Here is a 21,294-nt window from a genome sequence, read left to right as displayed (position 1 = left end):
ATCCTCGGAAGGCCTCGGCCACTATCCGGGCACCGACGCGCCGCGCCCTCCCACCACGGCTGCTGCGTCGCCTACACCCTCATCTGGGAAGAGCCTCTATGTCGATGGCGCCAACCTCAATGCCCTGGTCGGGCTCGCGCAACCCGGACGCTTCGGCGGGGACGTCTCCCATCTCAACTTGCACAAGACCTTCGCCATCCCGCACGGTGGAGGTGGCCCTGGGGTGGGGCCGGTCATGGTGGCCGAGCACCTGGTTCCCTTCCTGCCCGCCCACCCCGTCGTCGACCTGCCGGACCCCCGGATCGAACCGGGCCGGACCGTGGCCGGTGCGCCCTATGGCTCGGCCGGAGCGCTGCCGATCAGCTACGCCTATATCGCGCTCATGGGGCCCGCGGGGCTGCGCCGCGCGTCGCAGGTGGCGCTGCTCAACGCGAACTATGTCGCCCACCGGCTGCGCGACGCCTATCCGGTGCTGTACTCGGGGGAGCACGGGCTGGTGGCCCACGAGTGCATCCTCGACTGCCGCGAGATCACCAAGAGTTCCGGCGTCACCGTCGAGGACATCGCCAAACGTCTCATCGACTACGGTTTCCATGCCCCGACCATGAGCTTCCCGGTGCCAGGCACACTCATGGTCGAGCCCACCGAGAGCGAGGACCGCGCCGAGCTCGATCGTTTCTGTGAGGCGATGCTCGACATCCGCGGCGAGATCGAGGCCGTGCGCCGCGGCCACTGGCCCGCCCAGGACAACCCCTTGGTGAACGCTCCACACACGCTGGCCCAGGTGAGCGCCGACGAGTGGACGCATCCGTACTCGCGCAGCCTGGCCGGCTTCCCCGCCGGACGCAGCCAGGACCGCACTGCAGGGGGCGGTGGGGACAAGTACTGGCCGGCGGTGGCGCGCGTCGACGCCGCCTGGGGAGATCGTCACGTGCAGTGCACCTGGCCATCACTCCACGGCGACGAGCCGGAATGACCGGCGGCTCCTTGCGCTCACGCCACCATGGCCAGCACCAGGACGTAGACCAGGCCGGTCATCTCGATGAGCGAACCGAAGGTGTCACCGGTCAGACCGTGCAGCCGTGCGAGAATGTGGCGCTGCCACAGCATCTCGACTGCCCATGCCGCCAGACATGCGAGGAAAGCAGCGGCCGCGCTGCGCCAGCCGAAGAGCAGATAGCCGCTGCCCGCGCAGGCGAGGATCACGGCGAGCATGCTCGCCGCGAGGGTGACGCGGCTGGTCAGCCCGGCGAACAGCGCTCCGAATCCGCCCTTGCGGGCACAGGGGACCCAGCGTCCGGTGGCGGCGACGGCGGCAACTCGGGCCACCATCGGCATCGTCACGAGCAGCCAAACTCCTCGCCAGCCGCCCAGATGCGGCGAGGCACCCGCGGCGATTTCCAGGGCCAGGACGAGGATGATCGCTGTCACGCCCATCGGCCCGATATCCGACTGCTTCATGATGGACAGGGCCTGTTCGGCAGGCTTGCGCGAGCCAAGCCCGTCCGCGGTGTCGGCCAGCCCGTCCAGGTGAAGGCAGCCCGTCGCCATTGCGAGCACGGCCAGGCCAGCTGCCAGCGCCAGCGGCTGACCTGCCCCCAGCACCTCAACGAGGCTGGCCGCGGCCCCCGCCAGGACCCCTAGGCCCAGTCCGACAAGGGGCATCGAACGGATCGCCCGCCGGGCCAGATCCGCAGTGATCTCGTCGACCGCCGGTGCCGGGAGCACAGTGAACAGTCCCCATGCGGCGACGAGACCTCCTGTCCGGCTCATCGTGGCAGACTCACTGCACGCCCGGCGACGCACAGCAGCACTTCGTCGCAGACATCGGCGACGCTGGCATTGAGGATTCCGATCCGGTCGCGGAAGGCGCGTCCTGACTCGGTGGCGGGTACTACACCGCATCCCACCTCGTTGGTCACGAGCACCACACGGCGAGTGGTGGAGGCAACTGCCCTCACCAGTTCTCCGATCCGCTCATCGACTGGTTGTGCGGCCTTGCCGGGGTCGTCCCAGAAACCCGTCTTGTCGAGGACCCGGGTGAGCCACACCCCCAGGCAGTCCACCAGCACCGGCGGCCCGGGCGTCGCGAGCACATCGGCGATATCGAGGGTTTCCAGGGTCCGCCAGCTGTCCGGCCGCCGGGCTCTGTGCGCGGCGATCCGCGCCATCCATTCCGGATCGTGCTCGTTGCGGGCCGAGGTGGCCACGTAGTCGACCGCGTCATGGGATGCCAGCAGCTGTTCTGCGCGGCTCGACTTGCCGCTGCGGGCTCCACCGGTCACCAGCGTCCGCTGCGCGGGCGCCGGGCGGGCTCCGAGTTCGCGCAGCCGCTCGACGAGTGCCCACGCCTGCGGGTCGTCGGGAATGTCGATGCGCAGCTGGGGCATCAGTCGTGCTCCGAGCTGACCCCGGCCGACTCGAAGGTCGCCATCTCGCGCATGATCTTCGCGGCCGCCACGAGCACCGGCAATGCGGTCACGGCGCCGGAGCCCTCGCCCAGGCACATGCCGAGCTGCAGGATCGCAGACAGTTCCAGAGCCTCGAGTGCCACGCCTATGCCCGGCTCGGCACCGCGGTGCCCGGCGAACAGATAGCCCTGCGCGTTGGGGCATAGCCGCACCGCCGCCAGCGCCGCCGATGCCGCGATGACCCCGTCGATGACGACGGGCAATCCGGCCGCGGCACCGCCGAGCATGGAGCCGGCCATTGCGGCATGCTCGAAGCCCCCCACGGCGGCGAGCACGCCGAGCGCGTCGAGCTGATCCACCTGGTTCACGGCGAGACCCGACCGGATTGCGGCGACCTTGCGGGCCAGCATCTCGTCGTCAGCGCCTGATCCGCGACCGGTGACCAGCTCGACGTCCGCGCCGGTGTAGGCCGCGATGAGTGCGGCGGCCGGCGTGGTGTTCGCAATGCCGAGTTCGCCCGGGACGATGGCCTTGTGCCCGCTCGCCGCTGCCTCCGCGGCTGCCGTGATGCCGATGCCGAGCGCATCCAGCGTCTGCTCGCGGGTCATTGCCGGGCCCTGGGAGAGATCGGCGGTGCCGCGGGCCAGGGCGCAGTTCACGATGTGCGGGCCCTCGGGCAGGTCGGTGAGCGCACCGACGTTGTACACCGTCAGGTCCGCGCCGGCGTGGCGTGACAGCACGCTCACCGCGGCACCGCCGGCCGCCATGTTCGCGCCCATCTCGTAGGTGATCGCCTGCGGCCAGGGAGACACGCGATGGTCTTGGACGCCATGATCGCCGGCGAAGACTGCGACGAAGGCTGGCGCTGGCAGCGGCGGGGGGCATTCGCCGGCGATCGCGCACAGCCGTACCCCGAGATCCTCCAGTTCGCCCAGTGAATGCGGCGGCTTGGTGAGGCCCAGCTGGAAGTCCTCGGCCTCGGCGCGTACCTGCGCCGAGACGGGTTCGATTGCTGCAATGGTGCGATCCAGGAGTTGCTCGGATGTCAGTTGCTCAGATGTCATGTGGATTCCTCACTGTGTGTGCTGCTCACCGGTCGAGCCGGACGAATCTGTGCCCGGCTCGGGTGCGCCGGCCAGGTCAAGGATGTGGCGCAGGGCCTGGGCGAATGCCATGCCCACCGGGACAGCTCTCACCGCCAGGCGCAACCACCCCGGGCCGAGCCCAGGGAAGCTCTCCCCGCCGCGCACGGCATATCCCGCATCCCGCAGCCCGCTGCGCACCGTCGGTGGCGGATACCGGCGCAGGTCGACCAGCACGAAGGGTGCGCGCGAGTCGGCGGCCACATGAACACCCGCCCGGGCCAGCGCGGCGACGAAGTGGTCGCGGTTGGTGCCGATTTGTTCGGCCTGGGCCGCGGATTCGGCGAGGGCTCGCGGGGTGGCGGTCAGCTCGATGGCATCGAGCGCTGGGGCACCCACCGGCCATCCGGGTTGCTGAGCAGCCAGCCGGGCGATCATCTGCGCGTCGCCCACGACATATCCGGCTCGAAGACCGGGGATGCTCCATGTCTTGGTCAGGGAGCGCAGCACCAGCAGGCCGCGCATCTCACCGCCGATGAGGCTGTCCGGCTCGCCCGGGACGGCGTCCATGAACGCCTCGTCGACGACGAGCACGCGCCTCTCGCGCAGCAGGCTTCGCAGCGTGCGGGCCGGATGGAGCACGCCGGTGGGATTGGTCGGATTGCCGATGACCACCAGCTCGGCCCGCTCGTCCACTCGTGCCGGATCGAGGGTGAAGCCCTCCTCGGGGCGCAGGATGAGCCGGCCCAGCTGGTGCCCTGCGGCGCGAAGGGCCACCTCGGGCTCGGTGAATTGAGGGTGCACCACGAGCGCCCAGCGAGGATGCACCGCCCGTGCCAAGAGCCAGAATGCCTGGGAGGAGCCTGCCGTGACGAGCACCTGCTCGGGCCTCACGCCGTGACGGGCGGCGATGGCCTGCTGCGCTGCCGTAGCGTCCGGGTAGCGTGCCCAGCCGCCCGCACGGGCGATCAACTCGGCGTGCAGCCAGGCTGGCGGGCGCTGCGCGTGCACGTTGACTGCGAGATCCACCAGGCCCGGACGCACATCTCGGTCGCCGTGGTGACGAAGGTCAACCCGAGAGGGCAGGCCCTCACCCCGCTGCGCAGGGCCGGCGCCTGCCTGCGGGTCCACCTCGCGCTGGGCTGGTGCGCTCCCGGCCCCGGTGTGGCGCTCGGCGAACCGGGCCGCTGCCGCGACGAACCGCTCGGCCAGATGAGGAGCACTGGCCCAGTGCGTGTGCTGGTAGCTGGCCACCAGGAAAGCCGGGTCCGTTCCTGCAGGGCCCTGGAGCACGCCCTCGGTGCGTTCTCCGAGCGTCCACGCGGCCCGTGGAGGGGCGCCATCTCCTTCGGTGAGCGTGCGATGGAACTCGTGAGCGCGCAGCACTTCGCCGCGGCGCAGCAGGAAGCTCTCGTGGGCTGCCTGTGCCTCGTGGTAGCCGATCGTCAGGCGAGGCGACATCCTTGCGTCCAGATCGACGACGCCCGCCATCGCCAGGCCGTCCAGGCTGCGGCACAGATAGAGCAGGCCGGCGCACTCCGCGTAGGTCGGCATCCCCGCAGCGCAGCTGCGTCGGATTTCCTCGCGCAGGCACTCATTTCCCGCCAGCGACTCGGCATGCTCCTCGGGGAAGCCACCTCCCAGATAGAGTCCGGCGGTGCCGGGCGGCAGATGGTCGTCCGACAAGGGATCGAAGGACTCCACCCGGGCCCCTGCGGCACGGAGCAGTTCCTCGGTCTCCGTATAGCGGAAGGTGAAGGCCGGGCCGCCTGCCATGGCGATGACGGCGCCAGATCCGGAACCGTGCACCTCGCGTGCCGGGTCCCAGGACTCGCCCGACATCTGCGGAGCGCCCTGGGCGAGCTGCAGCACCGCGTCGAGATCGACGTGCGCGCCGATGAGCTCGCCGGCGTGGCGGACAACCCGCCTCGCGTCATCGGATTCGGCGGCGGTGACCAGGCCGAGGTGACGTGAACCCACCGAGACGGCCTCATCGGGGGGGATGACGCCCAGCACCGGCAGGTTCACTGCGCGGCATCCCCGGGCGATCTCGTCTGCCACCCGCGGGCTCATCACGCGGTTGATCACCACGCCGGCCACCCGGATCCGGCGGTCATAGCTGGCCAGCCCGTGACAAACCGCAGCGGCGGTCCGAGAGCCGCGGGAGGCGTCCACGACGAGCAGCACCGGGGCGTCGAGGAGTCTGGCCACATGCGCGGTCGAACCGAAACCGGCGAGATCCTGGGAGCCATCGGGCCAGGCGCCGAGCTTCCCGTCGAACAATCCCATGACGCCCTCGATGATCGAGATCCCGGCTGGCCCCGGTGACATGGCTCCATGGAGGAACAGCGGCGCGATGCGCTCGGGGCCGCACAGATAGGGGTCGAGGTTTCGTCCGGGACGCCCGCAGGCGAGCGCGTGATAGCCCGGGTCTATGTAGTCCGGTCCCACCTTGAAGCCGGCTACCGCCAGCCCGCGGCGAGCCAGCGCCGCCATGAGGCCGATCGCCACCGTTGTCTTGCCCTGGCCCGATTCCGGGGCCGCCACGACGATCCGCGGCATGGGCGCCGCCGTCACCATTCGATCCCTGCCTGGCCGCGCTCCCCGAGGTCGAAGGGGTGTTTGAGCTTGGTCATGGAGGTGACGAGGTCGGCCGCAGCGATGATCTCCCGAGGGGCATTGCGGCCGGTGATGACCACATGCTGGGTGCCGGGACGCGCGGTGAGCGTGGACACGACCTCGTCCACGTCGAGCCAGCCCTTGGCGATCACGTGGGCGAACTCGTCGAGGATGTACAGGCCGTGGGTGCAGGTCCTGAGCTGTTCGCTGACATACTCCCAGCCCTCCCGGGCCATCGATTGCTGGTCGACGCCATTGTTCGAACGCAGCCACGTCCATCCGGGGCCGAAGCACTGCCACTCCACAGGGCCGCCCACGCCAGTGGCGTCATGCGCGGCGGCGAGCTGTTCGAAGGCGAGCCGCTCCCCGGTGCGCCACTTGCCGGACTTGATGAACTGGAAGACCCCGATGGACCATCCCTGGGCCCAGCCGCGGAGCCCGAGCCCGAAGGCCGCAGTCGATTTTCCCTTGCCATCTCCGGTGTGGACGATGAGCCGTGGCTTGTGGCGCAGCTGTCCGGTGGTGGGGCTCATCGGGAACCTCCTGCCGCGAGACCGAGGAGGGCATCGACGTCGAGGTGCTCCTCGACGGCCTCGGCGAGCGTGTCGATCATGGCCTCCCGGCGTGCTGCATGGCCTGGTGCACCCGCCTGGGGACGCCAGGCGCGATGGGTGGCGGCGGCGATCCGCTGCAGGAACAGGCGCCGGAAGCCGTCGTTCTCCATGCTGGCGTGCAGCATCGTGCCATAGGTCTGGCCGACCCTCACGCCGTCGAGGAAGGGCTCGCCGCCGTGGACCTCGCAGACGCCATGGTGGATCTCATAGCCGTGCACGTCCCGCTGCTCGAAGCGATAGCTGGCCACCCGCGTGGTCTTCGCCTTGGCGAACCGCACCTCCACAGGCAGTATCCCGAGTCCGGGCACTGTCCCGGCCCGTGACTCCACCTCGTCGTCCAACTGCTCGGCCAGCATCTCGTATCCTCCGCAGATGCCCAGGATCGGGCGGCGCAGGCCATGGCGTCGCACGAGCACCTCAGCGATGCCGCGGGCGTGCAGCCAGGCCAGGTCATCGACGGTGGATCTGCTGCCGGGCAGCACCACGAGATCGGCCTGCTCGCACACCGCCGGGCTGTCGGTCACCTCGACATCGAGTCCGGGCTCACCGGCCAGGGCATCGACGTCGGTGGCATTGGAGATGCGCGGCAGGTCGACGACGGCCACCCGCAGTGGGTCGTCGCCAACCGGCAGATCGCGGCGCCAGCGGTCCACCTGGAGGGCATCTTCCCCATCGATCCACACACCGGGGAGCCAGGGCAGGACTCCCAGGCACGGCATCTGCGTGCGCCTCGTGATCTCCTGCAGGCCCGGGTCGAGCAGGGCCCGGTCGCCGCGGAACTTGTTGATGACATAGCCGCGCAGCAACGCCCGATCGGCCTGGTCGAGCAGCGCCCAGGTACCGTAGAGCCCGGCGAGCACGCCGCCGCGGTCGATGTCGCCGATGAGGATCGTGGGAAGGTCGAAGTGCCTGGCCAGGCCCATGTTCACGTAGTCCCCGCGACGCAGGTTGATTTCCGCGGGCGAGCCGGCCCCCTCGCAGATCACCAGTTCGTGGTGGGCCGCCAGATCGGCGTAGGACTCGAAGGCGACCCGTGCCAGCTCTCGGCGTCCCGTCGCATATTCGCCGGCCTCCAGCTCGCCGGCGGGCTCACCCATGAGCACGATGAAGCTGCGACGATCGGTACCCGGCTTGAGCAGCACGGGATTCATGAGCGCGTGAGGGACGACTCCGGCCGCGGTGGCCTGCACATACTGGGCTCGCCCGATCTCGGCGCCGTCGGGACAGACCATGGAATTGTTCGACATGTTCTGCGCCTTGAACGGCACCACGTCGACGCCGCGCCTTGCCAGCGCCCGGCACAGGCCGGTGACGAGAGCCGATTTTCCGGCATCCGAGCTCGTACCCGCGACGAGCAGACCGCTCATCGCCCGCTCCTCGCGGTGAGGGCCCCGGCTCCCAGCGCCAGGGCAGCCGCGGCGAGGGTCACCCAGCGCACCAGCCGGGCGGCGCGCCGCAGCTCGCCCGCCCGGGGACGCGGGCCGTCACCGAGCAGACCCCGGTCCTCCGCGATGCCTCCGGGGTACACATTGTGCCCGCCCAGTTGCACGCCCAGCGCCCCTGCCCAGGCGGCCTCGCACCAGCCGCCATTGGGGGAGGGATGCGCATGGGCGTCGCGCGCGACGATTCGGGCGACCTGCCCGGGGTGCCCGTGGACAACGGGGGAAACCAGGGCTGCGAGGGCCGCGGTGAGCCGGGCGGGGGCGAGGTCGAGCAGATCGTCCAGACGCGCCGAGGCCGTGCCGAAGTGGGCATATCGGGCGTTGCGGTGGCCCACCATCGCATCGAGGGTGTTGGCGCCCCGGTGCACGAGCAGACCTGGGATACCGGCGATGCTTCCCCACCACAGCGACGCGATGGCGGAGTCTGCGGTGTTCTCCGCCATCGATTCCACCGCGGCCCGTGCCAGCTCAGGTTCGTCCAGATCCTCGGCCAGCCGCCCGCACAGATGGCCGAGGCGTGTCCTGGCAGCGGGCAGCTCGCCACGCTCCAGATGCCCGGCCATCGCAGCACCCTCCCGCTCCAGGGAGCCAGCACCGAGCACCACCCAGCCGGCCACGGCTGTCGCGGTGAGGTGCGCGAGCGGATGACGGCGGGTGAGCATCTCCAGGCCGGCCCCCAGGGCAGCGAGCGGAGTGAGCGCGACGGCGGTGAACAGCACACCGCGTGCCCGCGAGTCGGCCCACATCCTGGCCTCCAGCCAGCCAGCCCAGCGGCCGAACCAGGCCACCGGATGCAGCGCATTGGGTGGATCGGGGATGAGTTGGTCAGCCAGGGCAGCGACCGCCAGGCCGACACCCCTGGTGAGCCGAGGCGGGAGCAGGCAGCGGGACACTAGGCTTGCGGCATGCCCGAGGCTGTCGTGGAATGCGCGCTGGTGCGTCATGGCGAATCCACCGGGAACCTGGGGGAGCGGGTGCTGGGCCACGAGATGACCCCCGCGCTCACCGCCCTGGGTCACACGCAGGCGCGTGCGGCCGCCAGCATCCTCGCGGGATGGGGCGGTGAGGCGCTGTGGAGCAGTGACATGGTGCGGGCCCGTCAGACTGCGGCCGAGATCGCAGTGAGCTGCGGGCTGCCCGTCGTCACGACCAGCAGGCTGCGTGAGCAGGATCACGGACGGCTCGATGGCCTGAGCCGCGGGCAGCTGGCCACCGAACCTACCCCGCCCGGGCTCGACATCAGCGAGGTGGGGTGGGGTGGCGGTGAGAGCGTGGCCGACGTCTACCGCAGGCTCCGTGCGTTCTGCGGCCTGCTGGCGGCCCGACCTGCCCGGCGTGTCATCGTCGTGAGCCATGGAGATGTGCTGTGCGCCATGGCCTCGATGCTGTGCGGGCGCGGGCACCGCCATGTCGACTGGGACGCGCGCCTGTCGCACGGTGAGGTCCGGTTCCTGCGATGGCGCCTCGGGCAGACCCTGCCGCTGTGAGCGCCGGACTGTGCCCGGTCGTGTCCATGCCACCGTTTCCCGCCCTTCGCCCCATGCCCGGGCGCGCGGAGTCGGGGGACTCCGGCCGTCCACCGCGGGCCGAGTTGTCGTGGTGACCCCAGGCGACCGGACTCGGGGTGTGCACCCCATCACCGTTGCGGGACAGTTCCGGATTCTCACCGGCTTCGCTGGAACCACTGGCCGATCGTGTGGACCGACGTGGCGACACTAGTACATCGATGAGGATCGCGTCGCAGGTGGTGGACCGAAGGGCCGGCCGGCCGGGTCGCCAGCCGATCGGCGCCGGTGCCGGTGCAGGAGCCGAGGGCTCACTGTGGGTCGGGCACCGAGCCCAGATCGGACAGGAACGATCCGGCCCACGCCTCGATGTCGTGCTTGAAGACCTGCTTGCGCATCGCGCGCATCCGCCGGGCGTGGTTGGCGTGACTGTCGCCGGCCGCGCGCAGGATCTGGTTCTTCATGCCATTCACATCGTAGGGATTGACCATATAGGCCTGCGTGAGTTCCAGCGCGGCACCGGCGAATTCGCTGAGCACCAGGGCCCCGTCATCGGAGTCATGCGCCGCCACGTATTCCTTCGCGACCAGATTCATACCGTCGCGCAGCGGACTCACCACCATGACATCGGCTGCCCGGTACATTGCTGCGAGCGCGAGCTTGGGATAGCTGGAATAGCGATACTGGATCGGAGTGCGTCCGATGCGGCCGGACTGGGAATTGATGCGACCGACCATTTCGTCGATATCGCGATGCAGGATCTGGTAACGCCGAACTCCTTCGCGGGTCGGCGTGGCCACCTGCAGATAGACATTGTTGAGGGGGTCGAGCTGCCCCGATGTGAACAGCTCCCCGAACGCCTGCACGCGGTGTCGCAGCCCCTTTGTGTAATCCAGCCGATCGACGCCGAGGAATATCCTCTCGGGATTGCCGAGGTCGTCGCGCAGCTGACGGGCGATTTCGCGGGCCTCAGGGGTGCGCGACAGGTCGAGCAGTTCCTGGGAGTCGATGGAGATCGGGTACGCCTTGGCGGTGACGGTACGGCCGTCGGTGGTGAACAACTTGTCGCGGTAGGTGCGCAGGCCGCCGAGCCGGCGTCCCAGGCGCACGAAATTATGGGCGGACCCTGGCTCCTGGAAACCGACGATGTCGGCACCGAGAAGGCCATCGATCACCTGGAAGCGCCACGGCAGCTGCATGAACAACTCGATCGGCGGGAAGGGGATGTGCAGGAAGAATCCGATTTTCAGATCGGGACGCATGCTGCGCAGCAGGGCGGGCACATTCTGGAGCTGGTAGTCCTGAACCCATACAGTGGCTCCGGGGGAGGCGATCTCGGCGGCGGCACGGGCGAACCGCTCGTTGATCTCCAGATATGTCTCCCACCATTCCCGGTGGTACTCAGGGTGCTCCACGCAGTCGTGGTAGAGCGGCCAGAAAGTGGTGTTCGACATGCCCTCGTAGTATTCGGCCACCTCATCGCTCGACAGGTCGACGGGGACCACGCCATGGCCATCGAAGGTGAACGGATCGATGTGCTCGTCGGCGGAGCCACCCCACCCGATCCAGGCACCGCCATGAGCCTGTACGACGGGTTTGAGGGCCGTCACGAGCCCGCCTGGGGAGGTCTTCCAGCCCTGGCTGCCGTCCTTGTTCTTCTTGCGGTCCACCGGCAGCCGGTTGGCCACGACCACGAAGTCGGCCGAGCGCGGCGATCCGGGGGTCCCTGCGGCCGGACGCGCGCCTGCCGACAATGTCCCGCTGGCCTGCGTGGCTGCGTCTGGTGCGGTCGATGTGTGCGCAATGGATGTCGGTGCTTCGGTTTCGTTGATCGTCACGACAATGGTCCCCTTGGCTGGCGTGTCCTGGCCTTGAGGCTACCAATCCTCGACGAACGGCCGGCTGTTTGCGCTGACAGCCAGTTTCGTCCTCCGGAGAGGTTCGGGCATCTGGCAAGGTGGGTACATGGCCAGCTTGGACCTTGAGCAGATATCCGATCTCGTGACATTCCGCACTCTTGCCGGAAGAAATGCCACCGAGCAGATCGTGCATCGTCCCGGTGATGCACTGCTTTGTCTTGACTATGACGGCACCTTGGCGCCCATTGTTCCCAGGCCTCAGGATGCCAGGCCACAGCCCGGGGTACTCGAGGTTCTCGCCTCACTACTTCCTCGCCTCGGTTCGGTGGCGATTGTCACGGGGCGTCCGGCCCAGGTGGTGCTGGATCTGGGCGGTTTCGCGGCACTGCCGGACACGCGGCATCTGCAGATCCGCGGCCAGTACGGTCAAGAGATCTGGGACGGCGCCACTGGTCATCTCGAGGTACCGGCGCCGCCGCCGGCCATCGGTCGAGCCCGCGTGGAGCTCGAGGGACTGCTCGCCGAGGCAGCTCACCGGGACCCCGTCGCCGCCGGTGTCGTGGTGGAGGACAAGGGACTTGCTCTGGTTGTGCACACTCGGCGGGCCGCCGAGCCGGGTGCAGCGCTGGAGCTGCTCGCGCCGCAGGTGCGCGCCCTGGCCGATGAGCTCGGTCTGGCGGCCGATCTCGGGCGCAATGTCATCGAGCTGCGGGCCGATTCGATCGACAAGGGCGATGTCGTGGGAGCCCTGCTGGATCGGGAGAGGCCGCAGGCGATGGCGTTCTGCGGTGATGATCTCGGTGATCTCCCGGCATTCGCAGCGATCGAGGCATGGCAGGCGCAGGGCCGTGCCGGGGCGAGAGTGGTGTCGGCCTCCGAGGAGGTCAGGGAGCTCGACGAGCATGCCGATGTCTTGTGCCAGGGTCCAGCGGGGATCGTCGCGTGGCTGCGGATCCTGGACCGGGCGACTCGTGCTGTGGGTTCGTCCGAGCGGGGTGATGCTCGCTAAGGTGGGCCAGCCGGGGCGTTAGCTCAGCAGGTCAGAGCAGGGGACTCATAATCCCTGGGTCGTGGGTTCGAGCCCCACACGCCCCACCCAAAGTGCCTGACGGGAACACGCGACATCGAAGGATGTGGTGTGTTCCCGTGAGGCTTCCTTGCCTTCGTCGCCGCTGTCGTGTGCTTCGCGGAAGATCGTCGCGAATGGCTCCGCGAGGCCTGTGCGAAGGCGGTCTCGGTGCCGCTTCAACATGGGGAGGTCGATGGCGGCGGCGAGCGCGAGCAGACTCGCTATGTGACGGCGTGAGCCATGAGGGATGGGTTTTCGCTTTCTTCTGTCCAGAGGGCTTGAACCGCATCAATCGTGTCGGACATGCTCATGCCCTGCTGGTGCGCGGTTGCGATCAGTGCGCAGACTGGATTGCGAACGGCCTCGGGTAACTCATGACCGGCTCGGACGCGTGCCGTGCTTCCCGGACGGGTCTCGATGAGCCCGTCCGCTTCCAGCTCGGTATACGCGCGCATGACCGTCCCGGCGGCGACCTGTAGATCCTTGGCGAGTTGACGGACCGAGGGCAGCTTCTGCCCTGCCGAATGGAACCCGAGGGTCCGGAAGCAGTGGCGCACCTTACTGACCCAGGTGAGCATCCCAGCGGCACGAGCGGGGCGAACGCAGGCGTGGTTTTCGTCGGTGGGCGCTGCGGGAGGGCTTGTCGGGGGCCGTGGTGCGGCGACTCGTGGACCGTGAGGGCGACCGGCTGACGCCCTCACTCACTTCTTCGTCGACCAGCCTCCATCGGGAATGTGTGCGAGTGGGCTGAGGATCTGCTCCCAGACCACATTGTGGAGGTGGGGGAGTTCGGATTTCTCGCGTTCGGTGAGCCCGTGTGCGTCGGGATCGGCGAGGACGTCGTCGAAGGGGAGGATCCGGCAGTTGTAGTCGCTGCCGCCAAGCGCTTCGTTCACGAGGTAGATCGGGGTGGCCTGCAGATTGTCCCAGGAGACGTAGGAGCGGGCCGCGGTGGTGACCTTGGCGATGTCGAACTTCACCATGTAGGCGAGCTTGGAGTTGCGGCTGTACGGGTGGTAGCTCACGAAGTCGCCTAAGGCGTAGATGACGAGGGCGTTCGGCTGGTCTGGTCCCCGGCTGATGACCTGCGCGGGTTGGCTGACGTGCGGGTGGTTTCCGAGGATCACGTCAACGCCGAGGGCGACGACTTCGTGCGCGACGTCGACGATGTTGACATGGGGGTACATCTCGAACTCCCAACCCCAGTGGCAGTACGCGACGATGAACTCCGCTCCCTGTCGCCGCGCGTCGGCGACCTGCTGCTCGATGAGTGAGTAGTCGGGGGCGGGGTTCGCGTCGTTGAAGCGCACCTCGTTGGCCAGGTAAGCCATATCGGCGGGCAGCGCCCGCCCGTTGAGGTCGAAGGTGTAGGCGAGGAGAGCGACTTTGATGCCGTTCGTGTCGACGATGGTGATGCGCTGCCGTTCGGTTTCGGTAGCCGCGGTCCCGGAATGCTCGGCGCCGGAGGTGTTCAGCACGTCCAGTGTGGCGAGAATGCCGTCGGTGCCCCAGTCGTTGGCATGGTTTGTGGCGGTGCTGAAGTAGGTGATGCCGGCGTCGTCGCGGAACTTCTGGAACATCTGCGCAGTGGTGTTCATCCGGTACGGCTTGCCGGGGTCTTTCGTGCGGCCTGCGGGTGCATTCTTGTCGACAGTGCACTCGAGGTTCGCGCTGACGATGTCCGCACGGCGGTAGAAGTCGACGATGCCGTCGAAGAGGTGCTCGGTGTCGCCGGTGAGCAGCGCGTCGACGGCAAGGAGGTCACCCGCGCACGAGAGCGAGACGCGTTGCACGGATTCCACCGCGTTGGAGTCGATGCTCAAGGAGTTCACGAGCACCTGGCTGCGGAAGAACTCTTCGAGGCCCGATCCGTGCTCGGCGACTTCGAGCTGGTTGTACCAGTACCGGTACAGCCACTTCAGCTTGTCGAAGGTGCTGTTGGCGATGTCGTAGACGTCGGTCTCCGGTTGCGGGAAGTGGAACTGGTCGTAGCAGATGTAGCTGAGTGCGAGGACGGCAACACCCACGATGCCATGCGGCTCCTGCGACACGAGCTCCTGCAGATATCGCTGGATATCGGTGAGGGACGGGGAGTAGCTGTATCCGGGATCGGGGATGTTGATCTCGTCATGGGCGACGCGAGCCGCCACGGCCAGGAGGGCGGCGGGATCTGCACCCTGGCGGTACTCGGTGAGCGCGGCGCTCACGGCGGCGGAGATGATCGTCCAGGCCTTCACCGGTCCGATACCCGCCATCCACCGACACAGCGCACGGACCAGTTCCTTCTCCGCATCGCTGGCCGTCTCCACCATGGCGAGGTCCCCGCTGGACACCCGACGAAGCGTGTCGGCGATCTCGCGTTCGTGCTCGGAGATGCACCGGGCAAGAGCGGCATTCAATGTGGCGGCACCGGCCATATCGTCGGGGGTGATCTTCACAGCGGTTCCTTTCAGGACGTCGTCTCGACGAGCAGGATCATCAGGTACATGAGGGCAACCGGGACCAGGAGCACCCAGCCGGTGAGCAGCATCGCGCGCAGGTCCTTCGAGTGGGCCAGCCCCATGGAGCTGACCATGTTGGGGTTGGGGAACGGGCCGTAGGTGTCGGCTTTCGATGAGAACAGCAGCACGATGACCCAGGAAGCCGCGCCGACGCCCATCTGCCCTGCGAGGGGGCCAAACACTTGGTCGATGAGGACGACCTGCGCCGCCGTGGCACCAGGTACCCCGACCCATCCGATGAGCGCAACGATCACCGAGAAGACAAACGGAGAACTCGCTTCCAGGTGCGGTCCAAGGAGGGTCAGGACCGCGTCGAAGGGGTGGAGGCGGTCGATGATGATGAACAGCACAGCCAGCAGCCAGAACAACAAGAACACGCCCGCCATGCTCCCCATGCCCTTCCCCACGGCACGCAACCAGATACGCGGTGGTGTCCGCGCGGTCACGCCGGTGACGATGGCCAGCACAGGCAGCGCAATGAGGGGAAAGACGATCCCGACCCCGGTGACGACGGCGATGACAACGAGGATCACCAGAAGGACGAGGAACCCAGCGGTGGGGGCTCTTGTCGAGCCCCCCACGGGGCTGGGCACCTCGGCGGCTTCGGCGGCGGTGTAGAGGTCGCCGCGCCTCGCGCTGCGCCGTTGCACGATAGGCACCCAGAAGATGCCGATCAGAAGGGTCAGCATTGCCAGCGGCAACGCACCGTACAGCAGATACTCGCCGTACCCGACTTCCGCAGCGTCCATGATGGCCACATTGCTTCCCGCGAACGGTGCCAGAGCCAGCCCTGCGCACCCCCCGGTGAACATGAGCGTTGCGGTCGCGGTGCGCGTGTAGCCCAGGCGGGCTGCCACCGGGATGAGCAAAGGGGCGGCGATCGCCAGGGCGCCGGCGAGCGTCCCCAGGGCCGCGACTAGCACGAGACAGGCGAGCATGATCCCCAACGCGACCGTGCGGCGGCCCCGATTGCCCATCAGGCCGATCACGCCGGACACGATGCTGCGGGCCACACCGCTCACCTGCAGCACGCCCCCGACGCCTGCGCCCAGCACGATGATGAGGCCGATGAGCGTCACCTGGTTGGTCAGCGAGCTCACGACCATGCTGCCGATCTGTGGCAGGGTGGGAAGGTTCAGCAGCAGGCCGCCCGCCATCGCCACGAGCGTCGAGGGAAGGATCCGCATACCGGAGATCGCGAGCACCGCGTACAAGCCGATGGGGAGCAGGCCCCACAGGCTGGCGGGGTCTGTCCCGCCGCTGTCCGCAGCCGCACGGACCAGCGGTGAGACCGACGCCGCGAGAACGAGACCGGCAACGGCCGCCCCGCCTCGGGCAAGGTCTGCCGGCCGATGCCGGGGGGCAGACAGTTGGGAGTTCGCGACGGGGGCGGTGTCGGTGCGCATGGGGTTCTCCGTGGGGTCTTGGCAGCGTGTCAGTACGTCAGGCCGGTGGTTCGGTTGCGGGCGTCGCGGTGCGAGCGAAGGCAAGGGCAGCAAGCGCTGCGGCCTGATCGGCGAGCACCTCGTCGTCGAAGATCACCCGTGGTGAGTGGTTCCACTCGGCCTGCTGGGAGGCCAGATCGGGTGGTGAGGCCATGAGCCCGAGGAACGTGCCCGGTACCTCTGCGAGGACGTGTGCGAAGTCCTCGCTTCCCATCGTGGGATTCGGTGCCTGTAGGACGCGGTGCGCTCCGAACTCTCCTCGAAGCACCTCCATTGCAGTGGCGGTCTGCGCGGGCGAGTTCATCGTGGGGGGATACAGCACCTCGAAGTCCACCTCGGCATCCATCCCGTACGCCCGTGCGACGCCTTGAATCAGCTTCGGCAGCTCTTCTTCCACGGTCGCGAGCGACGCTGCCGACATGGTGCGCACTGTCGCGGCGAGGCGTGCGATGTCAGGGATCGCGTTGACCGCGCCCGTGCCCGCATGCATCTCGGTCACCGAGAGCACCACAGGGTCGAAGGCGTCGAAGCGGCGCGTCACGAAGCTCTGCAAGGCGAGCACGATCTCCGCGGCCACCGGCACCGGGTCGAGGGTCTGATGAGGCTGGGAGCCATGGCCGCCGCGGCCTTTCACCGTCACATAGAGCCGGCTCGATCCCGCCGTCGCCGTGCCGGGCCGGGTCGCGAACACCCCGCGGGGGCCCGGGGCGACATGAATCGCGTACGCGGCCACGGGACGTTCTCCGGCCGCGTCCAGCACGCCCTCCTCAATCATGAGGCGCGCACCGTCATGGCCTTCCTCACCGGGCTGGAACATGAAGATCACGGCACCATGCAGCTGCTCGCGACGCGCCGCCAGCAGGCGCGCAGCGCCGACCAGTCCGGAGGTGTGCAGATCGTGCCCGCAGGCATGCATGGCCCCGTTCGTTGAGGCATATTCCACCCCGGTCTCCTCCGGGATCGGCAGCGCGTCCATATCGCCACGCAGGAGAACAGTCGGGCCGGGCAATGCGCCGCGCAGCACTGCGACGACCGAACTCAACTGGGTGCCGACCGTCGTCTCCAGCCGAAGACCGGTGAGGGCATCGAGGACCCGCTGCTGGGTGCGGGGGAGGAGCAGCCCCGTCTCCGGGTCGGCATGGATCGCCCGTCTCAACTCGATCAGCCCGGGAAGCAATGCGCGCGCATCACGCGGGAAGTCAGGAACAGCCACCATCAGTGCTCTCCTTCGTCGCCGGCGATGCTGCGCGGCGGCTGCGCGAGCAGTGCGTCGATGACGTCGAGGTAGTGCCGAGGGTCGATCTGGGTGCCTTTCACCATCTGCCGGTACATGGTGAGGCCGGCCAGGGTGTCGAGGATGATATCGGGCTCGACGTTCGCTCCCAGTTCGCCACGCTCGATGCCGCGGGCGATGAGCGCACGTCCGCGCTCGCGACGTCGCCGGATGAGGGAGTCCCGCACGAGGGGATACACCTCGGGTTCGAAGATCGCCTGCATGCCGTGACCAGAGGAGAAATCAAACCCTTCCTGATTGCTCTGGTTCTGCAGCGCGTGAGCAAGCAGGTCTTCCCGCAGCGATCCGCTATTGGGCAGCTCACCGATGACGGCATGCGACTCGATGATCGCGGCAGCTAACGCCGCCTTTCTGGGGTACCTCCGATAGATCGCCGCCTTGCCGCACCCGGCCTGGCGGGCGACCTCCTCCACGTTGAACGCAGCGAAGCCGTTGCGGTTGAGCAGTTCGGTGCCGACCTCGAGGATGCGGGCGGTGAGCTCGTCGTCGACGGGTCGCCCGGTCCGCTCCTTGCGGCCGGGGTGGTGGGACACCGGGACCATGTCAGGTGAACTCTCCGTCATAGGACTTACGATACGGCCCGGCTCGTTTCAATCAGGTTAATGAGCGGTCACAACCGTGAATCGATGGCAAGGGAAGGGCCGCTGGCCAGCTGCGAATCGGGGCGAAATCACGGGGCCCTGGTGCCGGCAACGCCGGTGCCGGACCCGACCGGTCTGCACGGCAGTCCTCGGAGCGCGGGCAGAGTCCGCGGACAAGGTGGGCGCGAAACGCAGGCCGAGCCGCAGCTCTCCGGGTGCGGGCAGAGTCCACGTCACCTCTCGGGTGAGCCCCGGAACGGCGCGCAATTCCTGATCCTGGGGATTCCTTGAGGCAACATCTCCCAGCAACCGCACAGCAAACACACATCGGCCCCGAAACTGTCGCACGCAGTCTTGGAGCCATGGAGATCTCGCGTCGATGGATGGGACGGGCAGCCAGCTGCGCCGCCGTCGGTCTGGCCATGTGGATGACGCTCATGGCTCTGCGTCCAGCTCTGGTGGGCACGACCGCAGCCCAGCTGCCGCTGTGGCTCACCCTCGATGCGGGGGAATTCGCTGGTCTGGTTTGGATCAGCGTGGCGGCAAGCCGGCACTCGCGGCTCTTCCTGCTCGCCTCGGTCTTCACCGCCGGACTGTTGTTCTGCGATGCCACCTTTGACGTCGCCAGCTCGCTGGACACAGGCGACGTGCTGCTCGCTGTGACCACCGCACTGCTCGTCGAGCTACCCGCGGGGGTCGTCCTGCTGCGCACCGCGCTCGCCAACCAGATGGGACGCCCCGCGATCGCTTGGGCAACGACCTAGCCTCGAGGACATGCAGACCACCAAGCTCGTGAGTCTCGCGGCAGCGGTGACAGCAACCGGCCTTGCCGGGTGGATGGGGATCATGCGTTTCTTCCCCGAATACGGCGGTGTGCGTCCGGAGCATGTGAACAGGTGGCTCATCGTGGACGGAATCGAATTCACGACCCTGGCCGGCTCCGCGAGCACGGCCCACCGCAGACCACGCCGCTCACGGGGTTGGGCCCTCGGCGCTGCAACCGTCATCGCGGGGGATGCCCTCGCTGATGTCTCTACCTCGCGAAGCGGTCATGAACGCCGCCAGGCAGTGCTCATGGCTGCGCTCGTGGAAGTCCCCTGCAGCCTTGGCCTCGGCAGCTGGGCGCTGATCAGGGGCCGGAATTCCGATCAGCGCTGACCGGATCACCCGGCCAGGATGGCGAATGACTTCCCGGCGGTGATGCGAGCATCAGCAGACCTCTGGGAGGGCCGGAGAGCATAGTCCAGCCACCCAAAGGCTGGCTGGATGCCGGGGAATCTGCTTCTCCGGCTCGGGAGGATGCCGCCAATGCCAATACCTCAATGGAGCCCCGGCCTCTCCAGGCTAGCTGAGTTGGGGGCGCCGTCGACCTACGATGAGGCCACTTCAACTCTTATTCTCGCTTTCCAGTGGGGGCTCTATTGAGAGCTGTTATCCTGGCGCCAACTCTCGCGGTTCTATTGGGGGTCACCTTTACTTCCCAGCAGGGCCGAGACCATTGTCGGGCCTCACGTTTCCGCGTGCACGGTAGGCGCACGCGCGCTAGTCCTCGGGTGACCGGCCGGAAGCCCTTTCCTTCAGCAGTCGACACAAAACCGACGCAAGTCGGCGCTGGCAACGCCTGAGCAGGGTGAGTCCCGTAGCGTGGTGTCAATTCCCGTGGGGTCCTCGTCGTCGTGGACGATGACGGGCCACCGTGGGATGACCATTGTTTCCGCCAAGAAGCAAAGAAGTGAATCCCACGATGACCCAGATCCAGTCTGCCCTGACGACCCTGATCGGCGAAGTCCTCGCCGACCCCGACCTCGCCCATCAGGACGTGTTCCGGCGGATGCTGCAGGCCGGCCTGCAAGACCTTGTCGACGCGGAAGCGACGGCGAAGATCGGCGCAGACCGTTACGAGCGCTCCCTGGGACGGACGACCCGTCGTAACGGGACCCGCTCGAAGACGCTCGCGACACCGGCCGGGGAGGTGGACCTGGCGATCCCGAAGCTGCGGGAGGGCTCGTTCTTCCCGTCGCTGTTGCACCCGCGTCGCCGGGTCGACAAGGCCCTCTACGCGGTGATCTGCCAGGCCTGGATCGACGGAGTCTCGACCCGCAAGGTCGACCAGCTGGTCCGGGTGCTGGGCAATGACACCGGCATCTCGAGGTCGACGGTGTCGCGGATCTGCGGGGAGATCGACGCGGCGGTGCAGGAGTTCCTGCACCGCCGGATCGACCACGCCTGGTTCCCGTACTTGTTCCTGGACGCCACCTACCTCGACGTCCGCCATCGCGGCCGGGTGGTCTCGCAGGCCCTCGTCGTGGCCACCGGCGTCTCCGGCGACGGCAGGCGGGAGATTCTCGGGATGGCGCTCGGGGACGCGGAGACCACGGACTTCTGGACCGAGTTCCTCCGCTCCCTCCGCGACCGGGGACTCAAGGTCGCCACCGACGCCGGCCCGCTCGGCGTCGCCCTGGTCACCAGTGACGCGCACGCTGGCCTGAAGGCCGCGGTAAAGGCGATCCTGCCCGGAGCCGGCTGGCAGAGATGCCGGGTGCATTTCGCCCGCAACGTCACCCAGAAGATCGGGTCCGCGCGCTCGAAGCCGGTCAACGCGCTGATCTCCACGATCTTCGCGCAGACCACCCCCGAAGCCGTGCTCGCCCAATACAAGGCTGTCACCGACAGTCTCCGCAACTCGTTCCCCGAGATCGCGGCCATGCTGGAGACCGCCGAAGCCGACCTCACCGGGTTCGCACCGCTGCCCCGCGAGCACTGGCAGAAGGTGTGGTTGAAGCGCCCCAGGTTTGATGCCGCATCCTTGTGAGTTGGAAGGATAGATGTCATGCCGAAGAAGATTGATCCCGCGCTGCGTGAGCGCGCTGTC

17 protein-coding genes, 1 tRNA gene, 2 pseudogenes and 1 riboswitch are annotated in these 21,294 nt (G+C 68.0%); of the genes and pseudogenes, 7 read left to right on the top strand and 13 right to left on the bottom strand.

Translation table 11 applies throughout. The features are described from left to right. Positions 1-976: pseudogene (locus BMX93_RS11815) on the top strand (glycine dehydrogenase (aminomethyl-transferring)); the annotation flags it as partial. 17 nt (positions 977-993) lie between these two features. Here BMX93_RS11815 and BMX93_RS11810 read toward each other — a convergent pair. Genes BMX93_RS11810 through cbiB form a run of 7 tightly spaced genes read right to left on the bottom strand, consistent with a single transcriptional unit; the run spans position 994 to position 9,112 of the window. Next, entirely contained in the window at positions 994-1,773 is a 780-nt protein-coding gene (locus tag BMX93_RS11810) for an adenosylcobinamide-GDP ribazoletransferase (RefSeq protein WP_091971320.1), read from the bottom strand. Further along, positions 1,770-2,390 carry a bifunctional adenosylcobinamide kinase/adenosylcobinamide-phosphate guanylyltransferase gene (cobU, locus tag BMX93_RS11805; RefSeq protein WP_091971319.1) on the bottom strand — a complete coding sequence of 207 codons (621 nt, stop codon included), beginning with the start codon at positions 2,388-2,390 and terminating at the stop codon, positions 1,770-1,772. Before cobU ends, BMX93_RS11810 begins: the two co-directional genes overlap by 4 nt. Further along, positions 2,390-3,475 (bottom strand): nicotinate-nucleotide--dimethylbenzimidazole phosphoribosyltransferase, encoded by a 1,086-nt coding sequence (gene cobT, locus BMX93_RS11800; RefSeq protein WP_091971318.1) that lies wholly within the window; start codon positions 3,473-3,475, stop codon positions 2,390-2,392. The genes cobU and cobT overlap by 1 nt, the downstream gene beginning before the upstream one ends. A gap of 9 nt (positions 3,476-3,484) precedes the next feature. Beyond that, positions 3,485-6,073: a bifunctional hydrogenobyrinic acid a,c-diamide synthase/histidinol phosphate aminotransferase CobBC gene (gene cobBC / locus BMX93_RS11795; protein ID WP_091971316.1), complete on the bottom strand. Its 2,589-nt coding sequence runs from the start codon at positions 6,071-6,073 to the stop codon at positions 3,485-3,487. After that, positions 6,067-6,645 (bottom strand): cob(I)yrinic acid a,c-diamide adenosyltransferase, encoded by a 579-nt coding sequence (cobO, locus tag BMX93_RS11790; RefSeq protein WP_091971314.1) that lies wholly within the window; start codon positions 6,643-6,645, stop codon positions 6,067-6,069. The genes cobBC and cobO overlap by 7 nt, the downstream gene beginning before the upstream one ends. Beyond that, positions 6,642-8,093: a cobyric acid synthase gene (locus BMX93_RS11785; protein WP_091971312.1), complete on the bottom strand. Its 1,452-nt coding sequence runs from the start codon at positions 8,091-8,093 to the stop codon at positions 6,642-6,644. Before BMX93_RS11785 ends, cobO begins: the two co-directional genes overlap by 4 nt. Continuing rightward, positions 8,090-9,112, bottom strand: coding sequence for an adenosylcobinamide-phosphate synthase CbiB (cbiB, locus tag BMX93_RS11780; RefSeq protein ID WP_091971329.1), 1,023 nt, complete (start codon positions 9,110-9,112; stop codon positions 8,090-8,092). The genes BMX93_RS11785 and cbiB overlap by 4 nt, the downstream gene beginning before the upstream one ends. Here cbiB and BMX93_RS11775 point away from each other — a divergent pair. Next, complete coding sequence (locus BMX93_RS11775; protein WP_091971310.1) at positions 9,074-9,655, top strand: histidine phosphatase family protein; 582 nt, start codon at positions 9,074-9,076, stop codon at positions 9,653-9,655. The genes cbiB and BMX93_RS11775 overlap by 39 nt on opposite strands. 66 nt (positions 9,656-9,721) lie before the next feature. Continuing rightward, positions 9,722-9,889, bottom strand: a riboswitch (cobalamin riboswitch). Between the two features lie 95 nt (positions 9,890-9,984). On the opposite strand, the gene BMX93_RS11770 is transcribed toward BMX93_RS11775, so the two are convergent. Then, entirely contained in the window at positions 9,985-11,427 is a 1,443-nt protein-coding gene (locus BMX93_RS11770; RefSeq protein ID WP_091971327.1) for an alpha,alpha-trehalose-phosphate synthase (UDP-forming), read from the bottom strand. 211 nt (positions 11,428-11,638) lie between these two features. Here BMX93_RS11770 and otsB point away from each other — a divergent pair, with 211 nt between their 5' ends. Next, entirely contained in the window at positions 11,639-12,541 is a 903-nt protein-coding gene (gene otsB, locus BMX93_RS11765) for a trehalose-phosphatase (RefSeq protein WP_091971308.1), read from the top strand. 12 nt (positions 12,542-12,553) lie between these two features. Next, positions 12,554-12,627 (top strand) — tRNA-Ile (locus tag BMX93_RS11760). 195 nt (positions 12,628-12,822) lie between these two features. Here the strand turns inward: BMX93_RS11760 and BMX93_RS11755 are convergent. The 5 genes from BMX93_RS11755 to BMX93_RS11735 form a co-directional block, all read right to left on the bottom strand. Further along, the gene (locus BMX93_RS11755) at positions 12,823-13,179 is read right to left on the bottom strand and encodes a GntR family transcriptional regulator (RefSeq protein WP_091971306.1); all 357 of its coding nucleotides are present in this window, start codon (positions 13,177-13,179) and stop codon (positions 12,823-12,825) included. A gap of 123 nt (positions 13,180-13,302) precedes the next feature. Then, positions 13,303-15,039 (bottom strand): CapA family protein, encoded by a 1,737-nt coding sequence (locus BMX93_RS11750; protein ID WP_218139334.1) that lies wholly within the window; start codon positions 15,037-15,039, stop codon positions 13,303-13,305. 11 nt (positions 15,040-15,050) lie between these two features. Next, positions 15,051-16,508 carry a Na+/H+ antiporter NhaC family protein gene (locus BMX93_RS11745; protein WP_143052911.1) on the bottom strand — a complete coding sequence of 486 codons (1,458 nt, stop codon included), beginning with the start codon at positions 16,506-16,508 and terminating at the stop codon, positions 15,051-15,053. Between the two features lie 37 nt (positions 16,509-16,545). After that, on the bottom strand, positions 16,546-17,763 hold the full coding sequence (locus BMX93_RS11740; RefSeq protein WP_091971305.1) for a M20 metallopeptidase family protein: 1,218 nt from the start codon (positions 17,761-17,763) through the stop codon (positions 16,546-16,548). Further along, complete coding sequence (locus BMX93_RS11735) at positions 17,763-18,404, bottom strand: TetR/AcrR family transcriptional regulator (protein WP_091971303.1); 642 nt, start codon at positions 18,402-18,404, stop codon at positions 17,763-17,765. The genes BMX93_RS11740 and BMX93_RS11735 overlap by 1 nt, the downstream gene beginning before the upstream one ends. A gap of 380 nt (positions 18,405-18,784) precedes the next feature. On the opposite strand from BMX93_RS11735, the gene BMX93_RS11730 reads away from it, so the two are divergent. The 3 genes and pseudogenes from BMX93_RS11730 to BMX93_RS11720 all read left to right on the top strand — a co-directional run. After that, positions 18,785-19,186 (top strand): hypothetical protein, encoded by a 402-nt coding sequence (locus BMX93_RS11730; protein WP_143052910.1) that lies wholly within the window; start codon positions 18,785-18,787, stop codon positions 19,184-19,186. A gap of 10 nt (positions 19,187-19,196) precedes the next feature. Beyond that, positions 19,197-19,580 (top strand): hypothetical protein, encoded by a 384-nt coding sequence (locus BMX93_RS11725; protein ID WP_091971299.1) that lies wholly within the window; start codon positions 19,197-19,199, stop codon positions 19,578-19,580. Positions 19,581-20,166: 586 nt separating this feature from the next. Beyond that, positions 20,167-21,210 (top strand): annotated as a pseudogene (locus tag BMX93_RS11720) (IS256 family transposase); the annotation flags it as partial. Positions 21,211-21,294: the final 84 nt, after the last annotated feature.

Source organism: Propionibacterium cyclohexanicum, from assembly GCF_900111365.1.
In the GTDB taxonomy this organism is placed as follows: Bacteria; Actinomycetota; Actinomycetes; order Propionibacteriales; family Propionibacteriaceae; genus Propionibacterium; species Propionibacterium cyclohexanicum.
Note: the sequence above shows the minus strand (reverse complement) of the source record. Positions and strands in the feature narration are given on the sequence as shown.